Here is a 24931-nt window from a genome sequence, read left to right on the forward strand (position 1 = left end):
TGCCGGGCGGACCGGTCACGGCCTGCAGAGCGGGCCACGCTATACCCGAAAAATCGGACATAGCGCGCTATCTTGCTTCGGGTGATCCAGGCCTACGGATTGACCAGCAATCCCCGCAAGGAGCTTCCGCCCGCCGTCGACGACGTCTCCTTCGACGTACGCGCAGGCCGCGTCACCGCGCTGCTCGGCGCGCCGGGGGCGGGCAAGACGACCGCACTCAAACTCATGCTCGAACTCCAACAGGGCCGTGGCATCACCTACTTCAAGGGCCGCCCCTTGCACCGCATCGCCCATCCGGGGCGCGAAGTCGGCGTGCTCCTGGGTGATGTACCGGGACACCCGGCCCGTACCGTCCGTGGCCATCTCCGCATGCTGTGCGCCGCCGCAGGAGTCCCCGCCCGCCGCGCCGACGAGGTCCTCGAGGTGGTCGGCCTCGTCAGCCTGCGCGACGAACGCCTCGGCACCCTCTCCCGCGGCATGGACCGCCGCCTCGGCCTGGCCTGTGTCCTGCTGTCCGACCCGCACACGCTCGTGCTCGACGAACCCGCCGCTGGTCTCTCTCTTCGCGAGGCCCGCTGGCTGTACGGCATGCTCCACGCCCACGCCGCCCAGGGCGGCACCGTCCTGGTCACCACGGCCGACCCCAAGGAGGCCGCGCGCAGCGCCGACCGGGTCGTCACGCTGGAGCGGGGCAGGCTCGTCGCCGACCAGGACGCCGAGGACTTCGCCCGCACCCGGCTGCGCCCCCGCGTCGCCGTCCGCAGCCCGCACGTCGTGCGCCTCGCCGCCCTGCTCACCAAGGAGGCCCGCACCGCGCAGCGCTCCGTCGAAGTCGTACACGAGGGCGGCAACCGCCTCTCCGTCTACGGCAGTAGTTGCGCCGACATCGGAGAGACAGCCTTCCGCCACGGCATCCTCGTACATCAACTCGCCGACGAGATCGGGGACATGGGGCCCGGAGCGGTGGAATTCCCCGTCGGCGGAGCGGAATCCGCCGACGAGCCGCAGGTGCCGGACGAGCCACGTGCGGCGGACGCGGTCCCGGAACCCGGCGCGGCACAGCACTGCTCGGCCCCGGTCGACGCATCCCGGCCGGTAGGTGGCGAACCGACTTCCCCGACTGCGGCCGATGCGTCCCACGAAGCGCACCCCGCACCGCAACCCCCGGCTCCGGCTGAGACGCCCCGCAACATCGGCGCGCTGAAGCCACCCTTCAACCCGCCCCAGTCACGTGTGACGTCCGGGGGTGCCCCGACGCCGGCCGTACGCCCGACTGAAGCCGGCGCCCTCGATAGCCCTCCCTCCCTCCCTCCCCCCATCTCCGTCCGTCCGGCTCCCAGCCCCCTCCGCCCTCTGCGCTACGAAATCCGTCGCGCCGCCGGCATCGGTACGGGGTTCGTCACCGGCGCCGTCGTGCTCGTCGTGTCCGCCCTCGCCGCCGTCCTCCTGGCTCGGATCGGACACACCCCGCAGGCGCGCCTGCTGGCCGCGTGGCCGCGCGAGCTGCCGCTGCCGCCCGCCGCGCTCGGTGCGGGACTCCTCGGCGCGCTGGCATTCGGTGACGAGTTCCGCCATCCCGCACTTGCGGCGGATCGCGGCACCGTGCCCCGTCGGCTGGGGCTGCTCGCCGCAAAACTCCTCGTCGCCACGGCCACCGCGCTGATGCTGGCCTTCCTCACGGTCGGCTGCGACGCCGAAGTGCTCTACATCGTCTACGGACGGGGGCTCATGCAAGTTCCCGCGGACTGGCTTTCGATGAGCGCGAGTTGGCTCGGTCTCGTCGTCGGATGTGCCTGGGCCGGAGTGCTGGCCGCGGGCGTCTTCCGGTCCACCACGGCAGGACTCGCTGCCGTGATCTCCGTTCCGGTCCTCGTCGTTCCGCTCGTACAGAGGGCCTTGGCGGGATCGTCCGTGCGGATGGCGGCCGGGCTTCCACTGCGGTTGCGCGAGGTGTTCCTGCTGCAGTGGCCCTTCGGGGGAGAGCGCTATCTGTGGGCCGTGGCGAGGGTGATCGCCCAACCTGTGGGTGGTGCCCTGACGTTGTCGCTCACCGCTCTGCTCTGCGCGTATCTGCTCACCACCCTGCGCAGCAGGGTCCGATGACAACCGTCCGCGCGCTTTCGTCCTACCCTGCGCGCAACTCCCTGGGGAAAGCCCATTTCTTTCCGATAAGGCGTCAATTGCGACGGGGTGAGCGATCACCCTTTCGTGTGCTTTTCACCAAAGACCTCAAGGGAGTTGGAGACGACGCCGACAAAGGATCCGTGAGTACCCTTGCGCACACCATGATGACCGCCGCCCGCTCCGCCGACTCCGGTCTGGCCGGCCCGGGCGATCTCGATCGCTACCCCTACGCCGAGGCCCATGTGGTCGACCGCGTCGGAGCCCCCGCCTGGGAGAGCGCGGACCCGGAGCTGGGCCGCGTCGGCCGGCGCGCCGCCGGCAGCCGCGGACGCGGGCTGCACGGCCAACTCGTCCAGCAGCTGGGCCAGATGATCGTCTCCGGCGATCTGGGCGCCGACCGTCCGCTGGTGCCCGAGGAAATCGGCCAGCGTTTCGAGGTCTCCCGCACCGTCGTCCGTGAGTCGCTCCGGGTCCTGGAGGCCAAGGGCCTGGTCAGCGCTCGCCCGAACGTGGGTACGCGTGTGCGCCCGGTCAGCGACTGGAACCTCCTCGATCCGGACATCATCGAATGGCGCGCCTTCGGCCCGCAGCGCGACGACCAGCGCCGCGAGCTGAGCGAACTGCGCTGGACGATCGAACCGCTCGCCGCCCGCCTCGCCGCCGGGCACGGGCGGGAGGACGTCCAGCAGCGGCTCGCCGACATGGTGGAGATCATGGGCCACGCCATGGGGCAGGGTGACGCCATCACCTTCTCCCGCGCCGATGCCGAGTTCCACTCCCTGCTGATCCAGGTTGCGGGCAATCGGATGCTGGAGCACCTCTCCGGGATCGTCTCGGCCGCCCTCCAGGTCTCCGGCGGCCCGGTGACCGGCTGCGACCGGCCGAACGAGACGTCGCTGGCGCACCACGGCAGGATCGTCGACGCCCTCGGCGCAGGGGACGGCACGGCGGCCGAGACCGCCATGCGCCAGCTGCTGACCGTCCACCCCGAGGTGGAGCGTGTGGTGCCCGCGCCACGCGAACACTGACCGCACCCCGCGGGCGGCGCGGCCGGGAGATGCCTCCCCCTCCTGGGGCATGGCTCGGCCGCCGAACCGCCTCCGTCGGACCCCGCAGGATCTCCGGGATCCTGCGGGGTCCGACGGCGCCACGGGCCGCGAGCACCTTGGGAAAGCCCCGATCTCACCCGCGAGCGGCCCCGTCTGTCCCTGTCTGATCGCTTTTGGGTGCTTACAGGGTGTGATTCGGGCCACGCAGATTGGGCGTAACACTTGGGGAAACAGCGCGATGACCTAAGAGGTGACAGCCGAGGAGGGAATACGGACGCCGTTTGCGGCGCTGTGCATCTTCCCGGTCCCGCCCGCGCCGTCGGCCCAATCCCCAAGCCGGCGGTCGGCTCCTGTCCGTCCTGGACGGGGCCGGAAGCCGTTTTCCAACGTTCCGAGAGGTTGTTCGTGTCGGCCAGCACATCCCGTACGCTCCCGCCGGAGATCGCCGAGTCCGTCTCTGTCATGGCTCTGATTGAGCGGGGAAAGGCTGAGGGGCAGATCGCCGGCGACGATGTGCGTCGGGCCTTCGAAGCTGACCAGATTCCGGCCACTCAGTGGAAGAACGTACTGCGCAGCCTCAACCAGATCCTCGAGGAAGAGGGTGTGACGCTGATGGTCAGTGCCGCGGAGCCCAAGCGCACCCGAAAGAGCGTCGCAGCGAAGAGTCCGGCCAAGCGCACCGCCACCAAGACGGTCGCGGCGAAGACGGTGACCGCCAAGAAGGCCACCGCCACCGCCACCTCCGAGGCGCCCGCCGCCGACACGCCCGTCGAGGACGACGCCAAGCAGCTCGCTGCGAAGAAGGCGGTCGCCAAGAAGGCGGCGCCCGCGAAGAAGACCGTCGCCAAGAAGACGGCGGCCAAGAAGACCAGTGCCAAGAAGGACGACGCCGAGGTCATCGAGGAGGAGGTGCTCGAGGACACCCCCAAGGGTGCCGACGAGCCCGAGGGCGCCGAGAGCGCGGGCTTCGTCCTCTCCGACGAGGACGAGGACGACGCGCCGGCCCAGCAGGTCGCCGCGGCCGGCGCCACCGCCGACCCGGTCAAGGACTACCTCAAGCAGATCGGCAAGGTCCCCCTGCTCAACGCCGAGCAGGAGGTCGAACTCGCCAAGCGCATCGAGGCGGGCCTGTTCGCCGAGGACAAGCTGGCCAACGCCGACAAGCTCGCCCCCAAGCTCAAGCGCGAGCTGGAGATCATCGCCGAGGACGGCCGCCGCGCCAAGAACCACCTCCTGGAGGCCAACCTCCGTCTGGTGGTCTCCCTGGCCAAGCGCTACACCGGCCGCGGCATGCTCTTCCTGGACCTCATCCAGGAGGGCAACCTCGGTCTGATCCGCGCGGTCGAGAAGTTCGACTACACCAAGGGCTACAAGTTCTCCACGTACGCCACCTGGTGGATCCGTCAGGCGATCACCCGCGCCATGGCCGACCAGGCCCGCACCATCCGTATCCCGGTGCACATGGTCGAGGTCATCAACAAGCTGGCGCGCGTGCAGCGCCAGATGCTCCAGGACCTGGGCCGCGAGCCCACCCCGGAGGAGCTGGCCAAGGAACTCGACATGACCCCGGAGAAGGTCATCGAGGTCCAGAAGTACGGCCGCGAGCCCATCTCGCTGCATACCCCGCTGGGCGAGGACGGCGACAGCGAGTTCGGTGACCTCATCGAGGACTCCGAGGCCGTCGTCCCGGCCGACGCGGTCAGCTTCACGCTCCTGCAGGAGCAGCTGCACTCGGTGCTCGACACCCTGTCCGAGCGCGAGGCGGGCGTCGTCTCGATGCGCTTCGGTCTCACCGACGGTCAGCCGAAGACCCTCGACGAGATCGGCAAGGTGTACGGCGTCACGCGCGAGCGCATCCGCCAGATCGAGTCGAAGACCATGTCGAAGCTGCGCCACCCGTCGCGTTCCCAGGTGCTGCGCGACTACCTCGACTAGGTCGCCGTCGTACGACACCGAAGGCCCGGTTCTCCCGCGTGGGGAACCGGGCCTTCTCGTGCTCTCGCGCAGGTGCGGGGTGTGACGGGCTGGATCACTCTGGGTCTCCCACGACCATCCCAGAGTGAGGAGCCTGTATGCGCCGTCCCTTTGTCCGGGCGCTGGCCCGGCCGCTGGCCCTTGTGGCCGCGGCGACCGCAATACCGTTGCTTTCCACTGCTCCCGTGGCCGCCGACAGCGTTGTCATAGGGAGTTTCCCGATCGACGTGTCCGAGAGTCCGTGGACGGTGGCGCTCTCCAGCCGTGACCGGTTCGGGGGTACGCGTGCGGGGCAGTTCTGTGGAGGTGTGGCCATCAGCCGTACGACCGTGCTCACTGCCGCCCACTGCATGGGCGAGGACGTCCTGGGGGCGCCGCCGGAGCGCGTCCACGACCTCAAGGTCATCGCGAACCGCACGGACCTGCTCTCGGACCGCGGCCGGGAGATCCCGGTGCGTGACATCCAGGTGAGTCCGACCTTCGACAGCGACAGCAACGCCGAGGACTTCGCCGTGCTCACCCTCGCCAAACCGCTGCCGCGCCGGTCGGTCATCGAGATGGCGGCCGCCGGCGATCCTGCGTACAAGCCGGGCACGAGCGCGACCGTCTCCGGGTGGGGGGATCTCACCGGTGGTGGTGACTACGCACACAGTCTGCGGGCGACACGCGTGCACGTGCTGCCCGACGCCCGGTGCGAGGAGGCGTATCCGGGCAGCGCCGACGGCACGTACCAAGCCAAGAGCATGTTGTGCGCCGGGGAGGCGGGAGGAGGCCACGACGCCTGCCAGGGGGACAGCGGCGGGCCTCTGGTCGCCCAGGGGAAGCTCATCGGGCTCGTGTCCTGGGGGAGTGGCTGCGGTCGTGCGGGCAGCCCTGGCGTCTATACGCGCGTGTCCGAAGCCCTACGGGGGATGGACCGGCGGAGCGGGCCCGGCAGGGCCCACTGACGGTGCCTGGACGGCTTCTGCGGTACGAGCGCGGGCGGCGCGGTCCCTGAAGCAGGGGCCGCGCCGCCCGTACCGGCCTGTGCCGGAGCTGGCTCGTCGTAGGTGCGAGGTATCAGCGCTCTTCTTCGGAGGCGGATGCCGGAATGGACGTCAGCCGCTCCGTCTCGTCCTGTATCTCAGCGGCGATCTTCTTGAGTTCCGGCTCGAACTTGCGGCCGTGGTGGGCGCAGAAGAGCAGTTCTCCGCCGCTGAGCAGGACAACGCGCACGTAGGCCTGCGCGCCACAGCGGTCGCAGCGATCGGCGGCCGTCAGTGGGCTCGCGGGGGTCAGAACAGTAGTCACGTCGCCTCTTCTCTAGCTCGACGAGCTGTCGTACCAGGGTCAACATCCAACCAGCCCTAAAACGTTCCCGCCCCGGGCTTTTCCTCGAAAAAATCTTTCGAGGCCGGCTGTCTGCTGCCGGTTGGCGGCGAATGTGCCGTATTGCGTGTCTGTGTGTCGTACGGGTTCGCGCGGTCTGTCAATGTCTGGTCCTCCCGGCTGGCTTGCCGGTTGTTCATGAGGACGTGCCCGGAGCCTAAATGGTTCATGCCTGGAAGGGAACGTGATATGTACTTCACTCCATCGAGGGATCGAACACGCATGCGACTCTCGACTAGTCTTAACTCCAGACGAGGGTGGCGTTACAACGGCTCTACCAGGCCTCGGTACCCTCTTGACGGCGACCGAAGCCGGGTCCTTACCCACCAGGGCCCCACCTGAAATTCAGCGAGGAGCGAACCGCGTGACCGCCGAGACGTCCGTGCCGTCCACAGCGCTGCTGGCAGGAGCAGACCGGGACGGTTCCAACTACACCGCGCGGCACCTGCTCGTCCTTGAGGGGCTCGAGGCCGTGCGCAAGCGCCCGGGCATGTACATCGGGTCGACCGACAGCCGTGGTCTGATGCACTGCCTGTGGGAGATCATCGACAACTCCGTCGACGAAGCTCTCGGGAACTACTGCGACCACATCGAGGTGATCCTCCACGACGACGGCTCGGTGGAGGTCCGGGACAACGGCCGGGGCATCCCGGTCGACGTCGAGCCCAAGACCGGTCTCTCCGGCGTCGAGGTCGTCATGACCAAGCTGCACGCCGGCGGCAAGTTCGGCGGCGGCTCCTACGCCGCCTCCGGTGGTCTGCACGGTGTGGGTGCCTCCGTGGTGAACGCCCTGTCGGCCCGCCTGGACGTCGAGGTGGACCGCGGCGGCCACACCCACGCGATCAGCTTCCGCCGCGGAGTGCCGGGTGCCTTCGCCGCGAACGGCCCCGAGGCCAAGTTCGAGGCCACCAGCGGGCTGCGCAAGGCCAAGCGGATCCCCAAGACCCGCAGCGGCACGCGCGTGCGTTATTGGGCCGACCGCCAGATCTTCCTGAAGGACGCCAAGCTCTCCCTGGAGAACCTGCACCAGCGTGCCCGTCAGACGGCGTTCCTGGTGCCCGGGCTGACCATCGTCGTCCGTGACGAGTTCGGGCTCGGCGAGGGCGGCAGCAAGGGAGAGGAGTCCTTCCGCTTCGACGGCGGCATCAGCGAGTTCTGCGAGTACCTGGCGAGCGACAAGCCGGTCAACGACGTCCTCCGCTTCTCCGGCACGGGCACCTTCAAGGAGACGGTCCCGGTCCTGGACGACCACGGCCAGATGACGCCAACCGAGGTCACCCGCGAACTCGGCGTCGACGTCGCGATGCGCTGGGGCACCGGCTACGACACGACCCTGAAGTCGTTCGTCAACATCATCGCCACCCCCAAGGGAGGCACCCACGTCGCCGGCTTCGAGCAGGCGGTCACCAAGACGATGAACGAGGTGCTGCGCGCGAAGAAGCTGCTGCGCGTCGCCGAGGACGACATCGTCAAGGACGACGCCCTCGAGGGCCTCACCGCGGTCGTCACCGTCCGCCTCGCCGAGCCCCAGTTCGAGGGCCAGACCAAGGAGGTCCTCGGCACCTCGGCGGCCCGTCGCATCGTGAACACCGTGATCTCCAAGGAACTCAAGGCGTTCCTGACCTCCACGAAGCGGGACGCCGCCGCGCAGGCGCGTGTGGTCATGGAGAAGGCGGTCGCCGCCGCCCGGACGCGCATCGCGGCCCGCCAGCACAAGGATGCCCAGCGCCGGAAGACGGCTCTGGAGTCCTCGTCGCTGCCCGCGAAGCTCGCCGACTGCCGCAGCGACGACGTGGACCGCAGCGAGCTGTTCATCGTCGAGGGGGACTCCGCGCTGGGCACCGCCAAGCTCGCGCGGAACTCCGAGTTCCAGGCGCTGCTGCCGATCCGCGGCAAGATCCTCAATGTCCAGAAGTCGTCCGTGACCGACATGCTCAAGAACGCCGAGTGCGGCGCGATCATCCAGGTCATAGGAGCCGGCTCGGGCCGCACGTTCGACATCGACGCGGCGCGCTACGGCAAGATCATCATGATGACCGACGCCGATGTGGACGGCTCGCACATCCGGACCCTGCTGCTGACGCTGTTCCACCGGTACATGCGGCCCATGGTCGAGGCGGGCCGGGTGTTCGCCGCGGTGCCGCCGCTGCACCGTATCGAGATCGTCCAGCCGAAGAAGGGCCAGGACAAGTACGTCTACACGTACTCGGACCGTGAACTGCGCGACAAGCTGCTGGAGTTCCAGAGCAAGGGCATCCGGTACAAGGACTCCATCCAGCGGTACAAGGGCCTCGGCGAGATGGACGCCGACCAGCTGGCCGAGACGACGATGGACCCGCGGCACCGAACCCTGCGCCGGATCAACCTCTCCGACCTGGACTCCGCAGAGACGGTCTTCGATCTGCTGATGGGCAACGACGTGGCACCGCGCAAGGAGTTCATCTCCAGCTCGGCGGCGACGCTGGACCGGTCGCGCATCGACGCGTAGCCGCTGTACTCGGCCTGGGCCGGGGTGGGGCCCGGCCGGGGCGGCCAGGGTGGTTGTGCGTCGCCTCCACCCGTGGGTGGAGCCTGCAGCGGTCTGCGGGTCCACCCACGATCCACCCCTGCTCCGATCTGCTGACCTGCGAATTTCCGTAGCGTCGAGGGAGTCGACAGCATTCGCTGCCGACTCCCTTCTTCGCTCACGGAGGCTCTGATGTCCGGGCTCGTCAATGCGCTGGCGATCGCGGCTGTCGTCGTTCTCGTAGTCGTGCGGCAGTTCCGCGCGCAGCAGATCGGTGCGGGCAGGCGCTGGTGGCTGCTGCCCGTGATCCTCGCCTTCGTCGCCCTGCGTGAGCCCGGCATCGTCGACGCCCACCACCGCACGGAGTCGGTCGTCCTGCTGGGCGCCGAGCTGCTCATCGGCCTTGCCACCGGCGCCGGATGGGCCTGGACGACCCGCATATGGGTGGAGCCGGACGGCACCGTGTGGAGCAAGAGCACCAAGGCGAGCGTGACTGTCTGGGTCTTCGGCATCGCCCTGCGTGTCGGCCTCTTCGCGCTCGGTGCGACCCTCGGCGTCCACCAGGACAGCTCCGCCCTTCTCGTAGCCCTCGCGGCCACCCTCCTGGTCCGCTCCGGAACTCTGGTCTGGCGGGCGCAGTCCGTGGCTCCCGCGGGCGGTGGGGGCACGGCGTACGGTGACCCCATGGTCCGCCCGGCGCGGAAGGAGCGCGTGTGACGCAGAACGCCTGGATGCGCTGGCCCTCGCGGGAGGCGCTCGGGCGGGCAGGCACCTCGCGACCTCGGCGCATACTCGCCTGGGTGGTGAGATTGTTCGCCCTCGTCATCCTGCTGTGGGGTGCCTTCACCAGCAGTCGAGTCCACGGCTGGGTGACGGTCGTGGGTGCCCTCGGTGTGGTGGTGGCCGGATTGCTCGCCTGGGCCCTGTACCGGACCACGTTCCAGCACAGGCTCTGGCCCTCGCTCGGCATCCTGCTGCTGCTCCTGGGACTGGCCGTCGGGGCCCAGGCCGGGGGCTTCCGGGCACCGGCCCTCGTTCTCTGGTGCGGCTGCGCCATCACCGCGCTGGAACGGCTGCCGCTGGCCGTCGCCCTGCCGACGGCGTCCGTGGCACTCGCGTCCTACGCCGCGGTCAACAACGACGTGTGGCTGACCACCGCGGCCACGACGGCAGGCCTGGCCCTGGCAGGTTACGTCCTGCGCCTCGACGCCGAAGCCCGGGGCAGCGCCCAGCGTCTGCTCGCCCAGGAGCGTGCCGCCCGGGCCGCGGAGGCGGAGTCGGCGGCGCTCGCGGAGCGGGCCCGCATCGCACGGGAGATCCATGACGTGCTGGCGCACAGCCTCTCGGCCCAACTCGTGCACCTCGAGGCGGCCCGGCTGCTGATCGAGCGAGGCGCCGGCCGGGAGCAGATCCTGGAGCGGGTGGTGGCGGCAAGGGGGATGGCCCGTGACGGTCTCGACGAGACGAGGCAGGCGCTCTCGGCGCTGCGCGGAGAGCTGACTCCGCTGGAGGACTTCCTCTCGCAGCTCGTCGGTACGTCGGCCGGTGCCGAGGTCACCATTACGGGTGAGCGCAGACAGCTGCCCGCAGAGGCGTCGCAGGCCGTGCGCAGGGTCGCGCAGGAAGCCCTGACGAACGTGCGCAAGCACGCGCCGGGGGCCGAGGTGCGGATGCGGCTGGACTACGGCGACCATCAAGTGACGCTGGATGTAAGGGACTCCGGCGGTGCGCCGGGCGAACTCGCAGGGGCGGGCGCCGGGTACGGTCTGCTGGGCATGCGCGAGCGTGCCGAGCTGTTGGGCGGTTCGCTGGAGGCCGGACCGGACGAGGAGGGGTTCGCGGTGACGCTGAAGGTGCCCGTATGACGGAAGGGGCGGAGCAGCGGCCTGCGCGCGTGGTGGTCGCGGACGACCAGACCGTGGTGCGTGAGGGCATCGTGATGCTGCTGGGCCTGCTGCCCGGGATCGAGGTCGTCGGTGCCGCGGGGGACGGGGACGAGGCGGTGCAACTCGTCGCGGAACTCGCCCCGGACGTGGTGCTGATGGACCTGCGCATGCCGCGCTGCGACGGTGTGGAGGCGACCCGGCGCATTCGCGCGGAGTACCCCGGGACGCAGGTCGTGGTGCTCACGACGTACGCGGATGACGAGTCCTTGTTCCCGGCGTTGCGGGCTGGGGCACGGGGTTATCTCACCAAGGACGCAGGTGGGGACGAGATCGTACGGGCCGTGCACAGCGTGCTGTCCGGGGACGCCGGTCTGTCGCCGAGCATCCAACGGCGGCTGCTGGAGCGGCTGTCCGGCCCGGAGCCGCAGCCGCCGGCCGTGACCGAGGCGCCGGACGGGCTCACCGCGCGCGAGACCGAGGTGCTGCTGCTGATCGCCGACGGCCTCAGCAACCAGGAGATCGCCCGCAAGCTGCATGTCTCCACCGCGACCGTGAAGACCCACATCAACAACCTCTTCGCCAAGACGGGTCTCAAGGACCGTGCCCAGGCGGTGCGTTACGCGTATGCAAAGGGACTCGCGCGGCCACCGGCGGGATGAGTCACCTGATGGGGTGAAGAGCGCGGAGAAGAAGAGTCGGGGATCTTTCCGTTCTGTCCATCCTTGGGCATGCAGTCAAGCAACGGTCGTCCCCGCGGAAGCGGGGGTGGCGCCGATGGTTCGGCCGAGCACCGCGATCACGACTCGTCCTCTGCGAAGGCTTCGGGAGGTGCGAGGTACGACGACCCGTGGTACGACGCACTTGCCTCCGGGTGGGGCGAGTCTGACGGCGTCGGTGGTCCCGTGCCCGTGCCCGTGCCCGGGGCCGGGCCTGGGTGCCGGGCGAGCGAGGACGAGGCGGCCGCTGCGGCCGACGTGTATCTCGAGGTGCAGCGCAGCGCGGCGTTCCAGGAGGTGCGCAGCAGATACCTCAGGTTTGTCGTGCCGGGAGTCGCTGCCTTTTTCGTCTGGTACTTGGCGTACCTCGTGACCGCCACCACCGAGCCCGGGCTGATGGCGCATCCCGTGGCCGGCGCCATGAACGTGGCGATGCTCGCCGGGCTCGGGCAGTTCCTCAGCACCTTTCTGTTCGCCTGGGCCTACGCCCGGCATGCACGGCTGCGCCGGGACCGGGCCGCGCTCGAACTGCGGTGGAACACACAGGAATTGACGCGCGGAGTTCAGGGTGGTGCGCTGTGACGGGCGGCCATCAGACGCTTGCGCTGTTCCTGTTCAGCGTATTCGTCGCCATCACGCTGGCGATCACGACGTGGGTGAGCCGTAACCGGCAGGGCTCGGCGGAGGAGTTCTACGCGGGCGGACGTCTCTTCTCGCCCATGGAGAATGGATTTGCCATCGCGGGCGACTACATGTCGGCCGCTTCCTTCCTGGGCGTCACGGGGCTCATCGCGCTGTTCGGATACGACGGGCTGCTGTACGTGGTCGGCTTCCTCGTCGCCTGGCTGCTGGTGCTCTTCCTGGTCGCCGAACTGGTACGCAACTGCGGGCGGTTCACGCTCGCCGACGTGGTCGCGGCGCGCATGAACGAACGGCCCGTGCGGATCGCGGCGGGAACTTCCTCGGTCACCGTGTCCGTTCTGTATCTGGTGGCGCAGATGGTGGGGGCGGGCAGTCTGGTCGCGCTGCTCCTCGGGGGTACGAGCGCGGCGGCGCGGGCCTGGACGGTCATCGGTGTCGGCGCTCTCATGGTGATCTATGTGTCGCTGGGAGGGATGCGGGCCACCACCTGGATCCAGATCGTCAAGGCGGTGCTGCTGCTTGCGGGTACGGTCGCGTTGACTGTGCTCGTCCTGCTGCGGTTCCACGGCGACTTCGACCAGCTGCTGCTGACGGCGGCCGCGCGCAGTGGTCACGGCGATGCGTTCCTGGCCCCGGGGCTGAAGTACGGCGGGGACTGGACCGCCCGCTTCGATTTCATCAGCCTGGGGCTCGCCCTCGTACTGGGCACGGCAGGGCTGCCGCACATCCTGTCCCGCTTCTACACCGTGCCCACCGCCCGGGCGGCGCGGTGCTCGGCACTCTGGTCGATCGGGCTGATCGGCGGCTTCTACCTGATGACGATCATCCTCGGCTTCGGGGCGGCCGCGATCGTGGGGCCGGATGCCGTACGCGGGTCGAACGCGGCCGGGAACACGGCCGTCCCGCTCCTGGCGCTCGCCCTGGGCGGCGGTGCGAACTCCACCGCAGGAACGGTTCTCTTCGCGGTCGTCGCCGCCGTCGCCTTCGCCACCATCCTCGCGGTGGTCGCCGGAATCACGCTCGCCTCCTCGGCGTCCGTGGCCCACGACCTGTATGCGTCACTGCGGCGCAGCCGTGCCGAGCCGCGCAGCGAAGTGGCTGTGGCGCGCGTCGCCTCGGTCGGTATCGGCGTGGTCGCGATCGCCCTCGGCCTGCTGGCCCGTGACCTCAATGTCGCCTTTCTGGTGGGCCTCGCCTTCGCAGTTGCCGCGTCCGCGAACCTCCCCGTGCTGCTCTACTCGCTGTTCTGGCGCGGCTTCACCACCCGCGGTGCCGTGTGGGCCGTATACGGCGGGCTGGTCCCCGCACTCGCCCTCGTCGTGCTGTCACCGGTGGTGTCGGGCAGTCCCGAATCGCTGTTCCCGGCCGTCGACTTCCAGTACTTCCCGCTCCAGAATCCCGGCCTCGTGTCGATCCCGATGGGCTTCCTCGCGGGCTGGCTCGGGACGGTCACCTCCGACGAAGTCCCCGACGAGGCCAAGCACGCGGAGACCGAGGTGCGGGCGCTGACGGGGGCGGGGGCCGCGTAGGAAGCGCCGCCCTCACCGTCGTAGGGCGCAGGCCTCATCGTCGTCGTGCACCTGTCGCACAGCCGTACGGGACACAGCGCAGACTTCGGGCTACGGCGCCACCCATGCGTACAGGTGTTCAGGGCGTCCCGTGTCGCCGTACTTGAGGGAGAGGCGGAGGCGGCCGGCCTGTTCGAGGTGGCGGAGGTAACGCTGGGCGGTGGAGCGGCTGAGGCCGGTCTCCGCGGCCACCTCGTGGGCCGAGAGCGGGTGTTCGGCGTGGTGGAGTACCCGGCAGATCAGATCGGTCGTCGGTTCCGAGTGGCCGCTGGGCAGGCCTGGTGACGAGGGCGCCGGCGTCGTGCGCAGGGCACCGAAGATCCGGTCCACCTGCTCCTGGCCCGCGATGCCGCGGCCGCCGACCCGGTCGACGGTGCGGCGCAGCGCGGCGTACGAGTCGAGTCGGGTGCGCAGGGCGGCGAAGGTGAACGGCTTGACCAGATAGTGCAGCGCGCCGAGGCGCATCGCGGCCTGCACGGTCGCCACGTCGCTCGCCGCGGTGATCATGATGACGTCCGTGCCGAGGCCCTGTTCCCGCATACGGTGGACGAGTTCGAGACCCGTCTGGTCGGGCAGGTAGTGGTCGAGCAGGACCAGGTCGATGGCCCCGCGCTGCACGCTGGCCAGCGCCTGGGCAGCGCTGTGCGCGCGGGCGGCGACCCGGAAGCCGGGAACCTTTCCCACGTACTTGGCGTTGATCTCGGCAACGCGGAAGTCGTCGTCCACGACCAGGACGTCAATCATCGGGCCTCTTTCTGTCAAGGCCTGGCGAGCGTTTCGCCTGTGTTTCGGCTCCGCTGTTGTAGCGCGCGCAAAACGAGCACAACAGGCTGTTGCAAGCAAAAGAACGGCATGCGCTCACAAGGCTGCTGCTGTGGCCCGGGCCACATCTACCGTCCCCGGCCATGAGCGCAGACACCAGCCCCGCCATCCAGCTACGGGGCGCGAGCAAGATCTTCAGGACCCCGTCGGGGGGTCTGCACACCGCCGTGAGGGAGCTGGACCTCACGGTCGGGCGCGGCGAGTTCGTGGCGGTCGTCGGCCCCACGGGCTGCGGAAAGTCGACCACGTTGACCCTGGTCAGCGGGTTGGAGGAGCCCACCGAGGGCGAGGTCCTGGTCGCCGGGGAGCCGGTTCGCGGCGTCGGCGACAAGGTCGGTTTCGTCTTCCAGCAGGACGCCACCTTCCCCTGGCGCACCGTGCTGTCGAACGTCATGGCCGGCCCGCGTTTTCGGGGTGTGTCCAAGTCGGAGGCGAAGGAGAAGGCGCGCGAGTGGCTGGCCCGGGTCGGGCTCGCCGCCTTCGAGGACCGCTACCCGCACCAGCTTTCCGGCGGCCAGCGCAAGCGCGTCGCGCTCGCCGCGACCTTCGTCAACGACCCCGAGATCCTGCTGATGGACGAGCCCTTCTCGGCGCTCGACGTGCAGACCAGGGCGCTGATGTCGGACGAGCTGCTTGAGCTGTGGTCCGGCACGGGTGCCTCCGTGGTTTTCGTCACACACGACCTGGAGGAGTCCATCGCGCTGGCCGACAAGGTCGTCGTCATGACGGCCGGCCCGGCCACTGTGAAGCAGGTCTTCGACATCGACCTGCCGCGGCCGCGCAAGGTCGAGTCGGTGCGTCTGGAGCCGCGGTTCATCGAGATCTACCGCGAGATCTGGGAGTCCCTCGGCGAAGAGGTCCGGATCACCCGTGAGAGGGGTGCCGCCAATGTCGCCTGACGTCATGCCCGAAGCACAGGTCGCACCGACCGTGAGCGAGCCCGGCGGCAAGATGAGCCGTACGCACTCACGCGCGCGTGCCGCCCGTAGACGCAAGATCGTCGTCACGGTCACCCGCGTACTGCTCCTGGTCGCCGTCCTCGGCCTGTGGGAGGCGCTCTCCCGCGCGAAGGTCATCGATCCGTTCAACTTCTCGATGCCCTCGAAGATCTGGGACCAGATCTGGACCTGGGTGATGCACGGAACGGCGCAGGGGTCGCTGGGGGAGCAGATCTGGTACACGCTCTACGAGGCACTGCTCGGATGGGTGCTCGGCGTGGCAGCCGGTGTGGTCCTCGGCATCGCCCTGGGACGGATCACCTTCCTCGCCGATGTCCTTGGTCCATACATCAAGGTGCTCAACTCGATGCCGAGGATCATCCTCGCTCCGATCTTCCTGATCTGGTTCGGCCTCGGACCGGCCTCCAAAGTTGCCTCTGCGGTCGTCCTCGTCTTCTTCCCGGTCTTCTTCAACGCCTTCCAGGGCGCCCGCGAGGTGGACCGAAACCTGGTCGCCAACGCCCGCATCCTGGGCGCCAGCGACCGTCGGGTGACCCTTCAGGTCGTCATCCCGTCGGCCACTTCGTGGATCTTCACCAGCCTCCACGTCAGCTTCGGTTTCGCGCTCATCGGCGCCATCGTCGGCGAATACATCGGTGCCACCAAGGGCATCGGCCTGCTCGTCTCGCAGTCCCAGAACACCTTCAACCCGGCCGGTGTGTACGCCGCCATGGTCATCCTCGCCGTCGTCGCGCTGGCGGCCGAAGGACTGCTCACCTTCGTCGAGCACCGCGTCTTCCGCTGGAAGCCGACGAACTCCTAGCACCGGCCGCCCTCTTGGGTCCGTTTTCCCTCACTGCACCGCCACTCTCACAAGGACGTGAACCCTCATGCGCAAGTCCGCCAGATACACCACCCTGGCCGCCGCCGGCCTGCTCGCCCTCTCCTCCCTCACCGCCTGTGCCAACGACGCGGCCAGCACCACCTCCACCAGCAAGGGCGACGGCAAGGGGACGAAGGTCAAGATCATGGTCGGCGGCCTCGACAAGGTCATCTACCTGCCCGCCATGCTCTCCCAGCGGCTCGGCTACTTCGACGCCGAGGGCCTCGACGTGGAGCTGCTGAGCGAGCCCGCCGGTGTCCAGGCCGAGACCGCGCTCGTCTCCGGGCAGGTCCAAGGGGCTGTCGGCTTCTACGACCACACCCTCGACCTGCAGACCAAGGACAAGGCCGTGGAGTCCGTGGTGCAGTTCTCGCACGCGCCCGGCGAGGTGGAGATCGTCTCCAGCAAGGCGGCGGGCGACATCAAGTCACCCAAGGACTTCAAGGGCAAGAAGCTCGGCATCACCAGTCTGGGCTCGTCGACCGACTTCCTCACCAAGTACCTTGCCGTCAAGAACGGGGTGAACGTCAGCGACTTCACGCCGGTCGCGGTCGGAGCGGGACCGACCTTCATCGCGGCGCTCCAGAAGGGTGCCATCGACGGCGGCATGACGACAGACCCGACCGTCGCCACCGTCCTGGACAAGAAGGCGGGCAAGGTTCTGCTCGACATGCGCACCCCTGAGGGCTCTCAGGAGGCGCTCGGCGGCCCGTACCCGTCGTCAAGCCTGTACATGCAGACGGACTGGGTCAACAGTCACAAGGACACCGTCCAGAAGTTGGCCAATGCATTCGTCAAGACGCTCAAGTGGATGTCCACCCACAGCTCGACGCAGATCGCCGACAAGATGCCCGCCGACTACTCGCAGGGCAACAAGATCCTTTACGCGGCAGCCATCGAGAGCACCCTGCCGATGTTCACCAAGGACGGCGTCATGCCCAAGGCCGGCCCCGAGACCGTCGAGAAGGTCCTCAAGGCGTTCAACCCCAACATCAAGAACGCCAAGATCGATCTGAGCAAGACGTTCACCACCGAGTTCGTGGAGAAGGCCGCGGGCTGAATCCGTATGCAGGGAAGGGGCACGGCCCCTTCCCCCGCCCCACCGGCCGGGCCCTCAGGCGCGGGTCGCCCACACGTAACGGTGTTCAGGGCGGCCCGCGTCGCCGTATTTCAGGGTGAGCCGGGCCCGTCCCGTGCGCTCCAGGAGCTTCAGGTAGCGCTGGGCGGTCTGGCGGCTCACGCCGGTCCGGTCGGCGATCTCCTGGGCCGACAGCGGGCCTTCGGCGCTCATCAGGGACTGACGTACGAGCTCCGCGGTGGTGGGGGAGTGGCCCTTGGGCAGCCCCGGCTCCGAAGAGGCCGACAGGGCGCCGAAGATGCGGTCCACCTCCGCCTGCTCCGCCTCACCGCCGCCGTCGAGCGTGCGGCGCAGCTCCGCATACGCCTCGAGCTTGGCGCGCAGGCCCGCGAAGGCGAACGGCTTGACCAGGTACTGCAGCGCGCCGTGCCGCATCGCGGCCTGCACGGTCGACACGTCACGGGCCGCCGTCACCATGATCACGTCGGTCTGGTGGCCGCGCCGCCGCATCTCCTGGACGACCGCAAGACCCGTCTCGTCAGGCAGGTAGTGATCCATGAGGACCAGGTCCAGACGGGGCAGCGTCTCCAGCTGACGGAGGGCCTCGGCGGCGCTGTGCGCCTCGCCGGCGACGTGGAAGCCCGGCACCTTCTCGACGTAGGCGGCGTTGACGCGCGCGACCCTCATGTCGTCGTCCACGACCAGGACCTCGATCATCGCGACTCCTCCTTCACGGTCGTGTCCGCGGTGGCGGTCAGGGCGGGCGCCGGTGCCGGCTCGGTCAGTGCTTCCGGCAGGACGACGGTGAACTCCGCCCCGCCACCGTCCGCTTCACCGACCGTCGCGCTGCCGCCCTGCCGCTCCGCGAGCCTGCGCACCATGGACAGGCCGATGCCGCGCTTGCGGTGTGCGGGCGGCTCCTTCGTGGACCACCCGTCAGTGAAGATCAACTCGTGTTGTTCTGCCGGGATTCCGGGACCGGTGTCGCGCACCCTGAGGACGGCGGTACGCCCTTCGGCTCGCAACTCGACCTCCACACGCGCGTGGAGGGTGCCCGCGACCGCGTCGAGCGCGTTGTCCACCAGGTTCCCGACGATCGTGACCAGCCCCCTGGGGTCGATCAACCGGTCCGGAAGCCGCGTCCGGTCCGACACCCACAGGGCGGCACCGCGCTCGGCTGCGACCGTCGCCTTGCCGACCAGCAGAGCGGCGATCAGCGGGTCCTGGATCTTCTCGGTGACCTGTTCCGCCGTGACCCGGTGGTCGCCGACCACCTCGCCGACGAACTCGACGGCGTCGTCGTACATCTCCAGTTCGAGCAGCCCCAGGAGCGTGTGCATACGGTTGGCGTGCTCGTGGTCCTGGGCGCGCAGGGCGTCGATCAGGCCGCGCGTCGAGTCGAGTTCCCGGCCGAGCTGCTCCAGTTCGGTGCGGTCGCGCAGGGTGGCCACGGCGCCGCCGTCGTCGGTCGGCATGCGGTTGGCGACCAGGACGCGCTGACCGCGCACGGTGAGCAGGTCGGTGCCCGTCACCCGGCCGGCCAGGATGTCGGCAGTACGCCCTTCCCCGAGTGCCTCGTCCGGGGGCCGGCCGACGGCGTCTGCCTCGATGCTCAGCAGCCGGTGTGCCTCGTCGTTGAGGAGGCGTATCCGGCCGGCCCGGTCCAGGGCGACGACGCCCTCCCGGATGCCGTGCAGCATCGCCTCGCGCTCCGCGAGCAGCGCCGAGATGTCGGAGAAGGCAAGGTCGCGGGTCTGCCGCTGGACCCGCCGCGAGATCAGCCAGGCGGCCAGCGCACCGACCGCCAGTGCGCCGCCGGCGTAGGCGAGCAGCCCAGGGATCGCGCCGATGAGGTCGGCCCGCACGCTGTCGTACTTGATCCCGACAGAGACCGCCCCGATGATCTTGCCGGTGGAGTCCCGCAGCGGCACCTTGCCGCGGGCCGAGCGGCCCAGGGTGCCCCTGTCGATCTCCATGACCTCCTTGCCGGCCAGGGCGTCCTCGGGGTTCGTGGAGACAATGTCGCCTATCTCCGACTCAGTGGGGTGTGACCAGCGCACCCAGTGCCGGTCCAGCACCACGATGTACTCGGCGTGTGTGGCCCGCCGGATCCGCTCGGCCTCTTTCTGCACCGGGCCGTTGCTGGTCGGTGGGGTGTGCAGGACCCCCTCGGCGATCTGCGGGTTCTGCGCCGTGGTCTCGGCGATGGCCAGCGCCCGGCGCATCGCCTCCTGGTCGAGCTGCTTGCTCAACGGTGCCAGGAACAACCCGGTCGCGAGCACCGCGACTCCCGCGGCGATCGCCACCTGCATCAGCAGCACCTGCGAGAACACCCGCTTCGGCAGACCGAGGCGCAGACGGCGTGCGGGGGGAGTGGGGCTCATACCCACGACGGTACGTGGACGTGCCGGAACTGCCGTAGGGGTGTGGCATGCATCTCTTGATCAATGCTGAACCGAGCGGGACGAAGCATTGATCAGCGGGTCAACTCGCGAGCGCGGTCGTGCGCAGCTCGTGCACCGCCAAGACCTTCATATGCGCAGGTGAACCGAGAACCGACGTTCCGCAGCTCTCCGCGCGGGGCGGCAGGGAGGCGGCCTGGGCCACCTCGACGCGCCACCGGCGTCCGTCCGCGTGGACGACGGTCACCTGCCAGCGCGGCGCAGCTCCGTCCGTTCGTACGACGCTCAGGGCATCCGCGGCGTACTCGCGCGCGGCGGTGCGCACGGCCAGCTCGGCCGCCTGACCGGGCCGCTCCCAGGCGGAGCTCCCGCGGCAGCCTTCCACGACGATCCGTCCTTCCTGGACACCGTGCAGGACCTCCATGACGGCGCGGGCCTCGGCGCGGCCGTACGCGTAGCCGTACGGAAGGACGAGCAGTGTGGGCGAGAAGCGATGGCCACCCAGATGAGTGACCTCCCAGACCCCCTGCACCTCGGAGGCGGCGAGCTCGGCCGCGAGCGGGCGGCCGAGCAGCGCACAGCAGCGGTCGCGCTTGCCGTTGGTGCAGACGAGCGCGAGCGGACCACCGGCGTCCGGTCGGGCACCGAGCGCCGAGTCGAAGGTGTGGTGCTCGCCCCTGCCGAGCGCGCCGAAGTCGAGGTCGAGCAGAGCCCGCGGATCGCGGACCGTGGCGGAGTGCAGCCATGCGTTGCCGGGTGCGGTGTGGGCCGCGTACACGTGCCGCGTGGTGGGAGTGCCGCAGTCGGCGTGGCGTCCCGGGCGGCGGATCAGTGCGATGCGTACGCCTGTGCCCTTCGCGGCCGCCTCCAGGGCGCGGCCGAGTGCCGGATCGAGGTGGCTCGAAGTGAGCGCCTTGGCGCCCCAGGGGCCCGGCTGCTCGAGCAGCAGCCAGGTCCTCGCGGTGGCCGCGGTTCCCGAAAGGGGCTCGTCGAGAACCCGGGAGACGGTTGAGCACGTACTCACAGAGGTGAGCCTAACCTGACTCGGCGCACAGCGACTTCCGGCCGCGTCGGTGTCCTCGCGGCCGGGGCCGATCCTGCTACGGCAGCGGTTGGGGCGGCTTCGGGCCGACGTAGTGTCCACTGGGCCGCATGCGCAGCGGGCGTTCCCCGTACTCCTCGAGTGCGTGGGCGATCCAGCCCGCCGTACGTGCCACGGCGAAGATCGTCTCGCCGGCAGTGGAAGGCATGCCCGAGGACGCCGTGAGCACGGCCAGGGCCAGGTCGACGTTGGCATGAAGCGAGGTGTGGCGCGCGGTGGTGGCCACGATGTCGCGGGCCGCGGCGAGGGCCGGAGCGGCTCGGGGGATCTCCGCCAGAAGGTCGAACAGGACCCGCGCCCGTGGGTCCTCGCCGGGGTAGAGCCGGTGGCCGAGTCCCGGAATGCGGCGGCCCGCCCGCAGCTCTTCCGCGATGACCGGCGCCGCGTTGCCCTCGTCGAGCACGTCGAGCAGCAGCCGGTGGGCGAGGCCGCTGGCAGCTCCGTGCAGGGGGCCTTCCAGCACGCCGAGCCCGGCGGAGACGGCCGCGTAGGCGTGGGCGCGGGCCGAGGCGGCGACGCGCACGGCAAGCGTCGAGGCGGCGAGGTCGTGGTCGACGAGGAGGGCGAGTGCGGTGTCCAGCGCGCGCAGCGAGGCCTCGTCGGGGTCGACTCCGCTCAGCCGCGTCCACAGACGGTGCGCCAGCGGACCCTCGTCCCGGTGACCGCGCCGGGCCGGCGGCAGGGCCGCGACCAGGGTGGGGATGAGGGTTCGCGCTGTGCCCAGCACGGCGTCCTCGGAGAGGTCGAAGCGCAGCGGGTCCGCCACCGAAGCGGCGATCGCCGCAACCCGCAACCGGTCGGTCGGGCTGGTGTGTTCGGGCAGCGCGTCGACGGCGCGGCGGGCCACGGCGACGGAGGACTCGGGTGCGGTGAACGCGGTGCCGGGCTGCAGCCGGCCGGTCCACAGCCACTCGGCGACCTCTTCGTAGGAGTGGCGCGTGGCCAGTTCTGTGGCGTCGACGCCGCGGAAGAAGTACCGGTCCGTCTCGATGAGCGTGATGCGGGTCCGCACGGAGAGTTCGCCGCCCGACGGTGAACTCCCGCTGCTCTCCCGCCTGTTGCGCCGGGCGAGTGCCTCCACCTCCTTGACGTCGAAGGTGCTGCCCCGGCCGCCGGGCACGCGTCGGCTGCTGAGCTGGCCGCGGCTCACGTACGCGTACACGGTCTCGGGCTTCACGCCGAGCAGTTCGGCGGCTTCCTTGGTGGTCAGCCGGCGTTCGGCGTGACCGGCGGGAGGGTCTTGATCGCGCATGGGGTCACCGTATCCGCATCACGACGCATGGATTCAAAGCATTGATTCAGTCAATATTGACAGCGAATTAGTCAAGCATCGACAGTTGAATCAAGTCCAGGGAGGAATCATGTCCGTCAACAGGCCAGCCATCGCCACCGTCGACGTGCCACGGGGGCTCGCCGGCGTCGTCGTCACCGACACCGAGATCGGGGACGTCCGGGGGCTCGAGGGCTTCTATCACTACCGCCAGTACTCGGCCGTCGAACTCGCGCAGACCCGTGGCTTCGAGGACGTCTGGCATCTCCTAATCCACGGCGAACTGCCGGACGAGGCGCAGCGTGCGGCCTTCGTCTCCGGGACGGCGGCCCTGCGGCGACTGCCCGACGAGGTGCGGGCGGCCCTGCCCGCCATTGCGGCGGCGAGCGGGCGCTCGGGTCCGCTGGCCGGCATGCGCACCGCGCTGTCGTTGCTCGGCGCGGCGAAGGGCTTCCGGCCGGTGTACGACATCGACGCGTCCGAACGCCGTCAGGACGCCCTCGCGGCCGCCGCGGCCGTACCGACCCTGCTCACGGCGTTGCACCGGCTGGGCCGCGGTCTCGAACCGGTGGAGCCCCGGGACGACCTCTCCTATGCGGCCAACTACCTCTACATGCTTACGGGTTCGGTGCCGGAGCCGAAGCGGGCGCGGGCGGTCGAGCAGTACTTGATCTCAACTATTGATCACGGCTTCAATGCATCAACCTTCACGGCGCGAGTCATCGCTTCGACGGGAGCGGATGTTGCCGCGTGCCTGGTCGGAGCCGTGGGGGCGCTCTCCGGTCCGTTGCACGGTGGTGCGCCCAGCCGGGCGCTGGACACTCTGGACGCGATCGGCACCCCGGACCGTATCGACCCCTGGATCCGTGAACGCGTCCTCGCCGGCGACCGCATCATGGGCTTCGGTCATCCCGTCTACCGCACCGAGGACCCCCGTTCCCGGATGCTCCGCGAGGTGGCCCAGAGCTTCGGCGGGCCGCGCGTGGAGTTCGCCGTGGAGGTCGAGCGTCACGTCGAGACGATCCTTGCGGAACTGAAGCCCGGCCGCGAACTCCACACGAACGTCGAGTTCTACGCGGGCGTGGTCATGGAACTGTGCGGTCTGCCCCGCGAGATGTTCACGCCGACGTTCGCGGCGGCGCGGGTGGTGGGCTGGAGCGCGAACATCCTGGAACAGGCGGAGGACTCGAAGATCATCCGGCCGGTGGCGCGGTATGTGGGGCCGGGGGCGCCGGTGTCGGTGCCAGCGGCTTGACGGTCATCCTGCCCCCCTGTGGGGTGGGAACGGAGTCTTCGTCAACTTCCGTCACCCTTTGGGGCGTTCATTCGGTCCACAGGTGCGGCTCACCCCAATCGGTGAATAACGAAGCCGTAAATGGGCCCACCTCGTGGTGGATGGAAAGGTTGACTGCGGTGCGCACCGTCGGTGGTCTGCCCGGGTGGTCTGTCCGTGCCATGCGGTGGGGTCGGGGGTCAGGTTTGTGCTCAGGACTGCAAGGATGCCACCGCGCACGGCATTAGCGTGCGCAGGTGCTTGTGCCTTGTGTGCCTGAGACCAAAAGGAATTCAACAGTGAGTCAGATCGTCCGCCGCCTTGGCGTTGCTCCACGCCATCGAGGTAGCACAAATGGGGCAACATGCCCCGATATCTTCGAATTGGCAGATGGGAATTTCGCCATAATCGGCACGGATATGACTGATTCGCTGGAATCTGCGCTACCGCCCGATGCGGCTCGCGCCGACTATGAGCGAATTGTCGTGATTACTCGCGAGACCTTGGTCAAAGCAAAGGTGGACATTCCGGACGCCTAGTCCTGGCTGGTCGGGGAGGGCCGATCCGAGCGGCGCAGCTCCGCTCCGGGCCGGCCCTCGATGTCATGACGCATCCGGCCCGCCCGGTGGCTCGCCCACCACCCACCACTCCTCGGTGTCCGCCTCCTCGAGCTGCTGCAGCAGGTCGTCCACCAGCATGCCGAGTTCTGCCTCGTCGGTGTCCGCGATGCTTGCCCGCTGCTGCCGGGTGGCGTGCCAGTACTCCCTGACGATCGGGTTCTGGAATGTCCCCCGGACGTGCTTGAAGAACTCGTCCCTGCTCAGATTGCCGATGCGGTAGTAGAAGAGCAGGTTGGTGTAGAGCGCGTTTGCGAAGAGGTACTGGCGGCGCTGCTTGGGGGACACGCCCCCCTCGTAGAGGTCCAGCACCTCGGCGAGGTCGGGATCGTCGATCGCCTTGCTCAGCAGCTCCCAGTGCTGGCGTTGCTGAGTGGCGAGGTTGGTGTCCTGCTGGGTGTGTGCGCTCCGCTCCAGGTGCTCCAGGCGTATGCGCAACGACTCAAGCGCATGGCGCTGCGTCGCCAGCGTGGCGAGGACGCCTGTAGCTACGCCGATGCCGAGGGCGGCGGCGGACCTCAGTACCCGCGCCCCAAAGTTCTGTGTGGCCATGTCAACCCCCGAGTCAGGCGGCCGTTCCGCCGGTCGTCGGAATGCGGGTCGACTGATGGGGACCGGCGAGCGGTGGGCGGCGCTTGCCGTCTCCCAGGGTGCCGAGCGGCTCTGATCGGCGGGGAGGCGGAGAGGAGGCGCACGGAGGGAAGCGAGGGTCG

At 69.3% G+C, this 24931-nt stretch carries 22 protein-coding genes; 15 read left to right on the forward strand and 7 right to left on the reverse strand.

All coding sequences use genetic code 11. The features are described 5' to 3' along the window. The first annotated feature begins 81 nt into the window (after positions 1–81). From IH68_RS0125975 to IH68_RS0125990, 4 genes are all read left to right on the forward strand, one after another. Positions 82–2103 (forward strand): ATP-binding cassette domain-containing protein, encoded by a 2022-nt coding sequence (locus IH68_RS0125975; RefSeq protein WP_030939514.1) that lies wholly within the window; start codon positions 82–84, stop codon positions 2101–2103. Between the two features lie 161 nt (positions 2104–2264). Next, positions 2265–3152, forward strand: coding sequence for a FadR/GntR family transcriptional regulator (locus IH68_RS0125980; protein WP_030939515.1), 888 nt, complete (start codon positions 2265–2267; stop codon positions 3150–3152). Between the two features lie 426 nt (positions 3153–3578). Then, the gene (locus IH68_RS0125985; protein WP_037885288.1) at positions 3579–5108 is read left to right on the forward strand and encodes an RNA polymerase sigma factor; all 1530 of its coding nucleotides are present in this window, start codon (positions 3579–3581) and stop codon (positions 5106–5108) included. Positions 5109–5245: 137 nt separating this feature from the next. Continuing rightward, positions 5246–6094 carry a S1 family peptidase gene (locus tag IH68_RS0125990; RefSeq protein ID WP_030939519.1) on the forward strand — a complete coding sequence of 283 codons (849 nt, stop codon included), beginning with the start codon at positions 5246–5248 and terminating at the stop codon, positions 6092–6094. 112 nt (positions 6095–6206) lie between these two features. On the opposite strand, the gene IH68_RS0125995 is transcribed toward IH68_RS0125990, so the two are convergent. Further along, on the reverse strand, positions 6207–6437 hold the full coding sequence (locus tag IH68_RS0125995; RefSeq protein WP_030939522.1) for a DUF7455 domain-containing protein: 231 nt from the start codon (positions 6435–6437) through the stop codon (positions 6207–6209). Between the two features lie 442 nt (positions 6438–6879). Between IH68_RS0125995 and IH68_RS0126000 the strand changes: the two genes are divergently transcribed. From IH68_RS0126000 to IH68_RS0126025, 6 genes are all read left to right on the forward strand, one after another. After that, positions 6880–9003, forward strand: coding sequence for a DNA gyrase/topoisomerase IV subunit B (locus IH68_RS0126000; protein ID WP_030939524.1), 2124 nt, complete (start codon positions 6880–6882; stop codon positions 9001–9003). Positions 9004–9213: 210 nt separating this feature from the next. Then, the gene (locus IH68_RS0126005; RefSeq protein ID WP_030939526.1) at positions 9214–9738 is read left to right on the forward strand and encodes a DUF1453 family protein; all 525 of its coding nucleotides are present in this window, start codon (positions 9214–9216) and stop codon (positions 9736–9738) included. Next, the gene (locus tag IH68_RS0126010) at positions 9735–10886 is read left to right on the forward strand and encodes a sensor histidine kinase (RefSeq protein WP_030939529.1); all 1152 of its coding nucleotides are present in this window, start codon (positions 9735–9737) and stop codon (positions 10884–10886) included. The genes IH68_RS0126005 and IH68_RS0126010 overlap by 4 nt, the downstream gene beginning before the upstream one ends. Next, positions 10883–11566 (forward strand): response regulator transcription factor, encoded by a 684-nt coding sequence (locus tag IH68_RS0126015; protein ID WP_030939531.1) that lies wholly within the window; start codon positions 10883–10885, stop codon positions 11564–11566. The genes IH68_RS0126010 and IH68_RS0126015 overlap by 4 nt, the downstream gene beginning before the upstream one ends. Before the next feature lie 69 nt (positions 11567–11635). Beyond that, positions 11636–12205: a DUF485 domain-containing protein gene (locus IH68_RS0126020; protein ID WP_030939533.1), complete on the forward strand. Its 570-nt coding sequence runs from the start codon at positions 11636–11638 to the stop codon at positions 12203–12205. Next, complete coding sequence (locus IH68_RS0126025; protein WP_030939535.1) at positions 12202–13794, forward strand: cation acetate symporter; 1593 nt, start codon at positions 12202–12204, stop codon at positions 13792–13794. The genes IH68_RS0126020 and IH68_RS0126025 overlap by 4 nt, the downstream gene beginning before the upstream one ends. Positions 13795–13884: 90 nt before the next feature. Here the strand turns inward: IH68_RS0126025 and IH68_RS0126030 are convergent, their stop codons facing one another. Beyond that, positions 13885–14577 (reverse strand): response regulator, encoded by a 693-nt coding sequence (locus tag IH68_RS0126030; protein WP_030939537.1) that lies wholly within the window; start codon positions 14575–14577, stop codon positions 13885–13887. A gap of 161 nt (positions 14578–14738) precedes the next feature. Between IH68_RS0126030 and IH68_RS0126035 the strand changes: the two genes are divergently transcribed. The 3 genes from IH68_RS0126035 to IH68_RS0126045 all read left to right on the forward strand — a co-directional run bounded on the left by IH68_RS0126035 (position 14739) and on the right by IH68_RS0126045 (position 17536). Next, the gene (locus IH68_RS0126035; protein WP_030939540.1) at positions 14739–15554 is read left to right on the forward strand and encodes an ABC transporter ATP-binding protein; all 816 of its coding nucleotides are present in this window, start codon (positions 14739–14741) and stop codon (positions 15552–15554) included. Next, entirely contained in the window at positions 15544–16416 is an 873-nt protein-coding gene (locus IH68_RS0126040; RefSeq protein ID WP_030939542.1) for an ABC transporter permease, read from the forward strand. The genes IH68_RS0126035 and IH68_RS0126040 overlap by 11 nt, the downstream gene beginning before the upstream one ends. A gap of 67 nt (positions 16417–16483) precedes the next feature. Beyond that, positions 16484–17536, forward strand: a complete 1053-nt coding sequence (locus IH68_RS0126045; RefSeq protein WP_030939544.1) for an ABC transporter substrate-binding protein — start codon at positions 16484–16486, stop codon at positions 17534–17536. Positions 17537–17590: 54 nt separating this feature from the next. Here the strand turns inward: IH68_RS0126045 and IH68_RS0126050 are convergent, their stop codons facing one another. The 4 genes from IH68_RS0126050 to IH68_RS0126065 all read right to left on the reverse strand — a co-directional run bounded on the left by IH68_RS0126050 (position 17591) and on the right by IH68_RS0126065 (position 22310). Beyond that, positions 17591–18271, reverse strand: a complete 681-nt coding sequence (locus tag IH68_RS0126050) for a response regulator (protein ID WP_030939546.1) — start codon at positions 18269–18271, stop codon at positions 17591–17593. Beyond that, on the reverse strand, positions 18268–19938 hold the full coding sequence (locus IH68_RS0126055; RefSeq protein ID WP_030939548.1) for an ATP-binding protein: 1671 nt from the start codon (positions 19936–19938) through the stop codon (positions 18268–18270). Before IH68_RS0126055 ends, IH68_RS0126050 begins: the two co-directional genes overlap by 4 nt. 100 nt (positions 19939–20038) lie before the next feature. Continuing rightward, on the reverse strand, positions 20039–20980 hold the full coding sequence (locus tag IH68_RS0126060; RefSeq protein WP_030939550.1) for a sucrase ferredoxin: 942 nt from the start codon (positions 20978–20980) through the stop codon (positions 20039–20041). Positions 20981–21056: 76 nt separating this feature from the next. After that, the gene (locus IH68_RS0126065) at positions 21057–22310 is read right to left on the reverse strand and encodes a citrate synthase (protein WP_030939552.1); all 1254 of its coding nucleotides are present in this window, start codon (positions 22308–22310) and stop codon (positions 21057–21059) included. Positions 22311–22419: 109 nt separating this feature from the next. On the opposite strand from IH68_RS0126065, the gene IH68_RS0126070 reads away from it, so the two are divergent. Continuing rightward, entirely contained in the window at positions 22420–23583 is a 1164-nt protein-coding gene (locus tag IH68_RS0126070) for a citrate synthase/methylcitrate synthase (RefSeq protein ID WP_030939554.1), read from the forward strand. 317 nt (positions 23584–23900) lie between these two features. Next, positions 23901–24140 (forward strand): hypothetical protein, encoded by a 240-nt coding sequence (locus tag IH68_RS53535; RefSeq protein ID WP_078912612.1) that lies wholly within the window; start codon positions 23901–23903, stop codon positions 24138–24140. Positions 24141–24203: 63 nt separating this feature from the next. Here IH68_RS53535 and IH68_RS0126075 read toward each other — a convergent pair whose 3' ends face one another. Beyond that, positions 24204–24770 (reverse strand): DUF6082 family protein, encoded by a 567-nt coding sequence (locus IH68_RS0126075; protein ID WP_030939556.1) that lies wholly within the window; start codon positions 24768–24770, stop codon positions 24204–24206. Between the last annotated feature and the right edge of the window lie 161 nt (positions 24771–24931).

Source organism: Streptomyces sp. NRRL S-646 (genome assembly GCF_000720765.1).
Classification (GTDB): Bacteria; Actinomycetota; Actinomycetes; order Streptomycetales; family Streptomycetaceae; genus Streptomyces.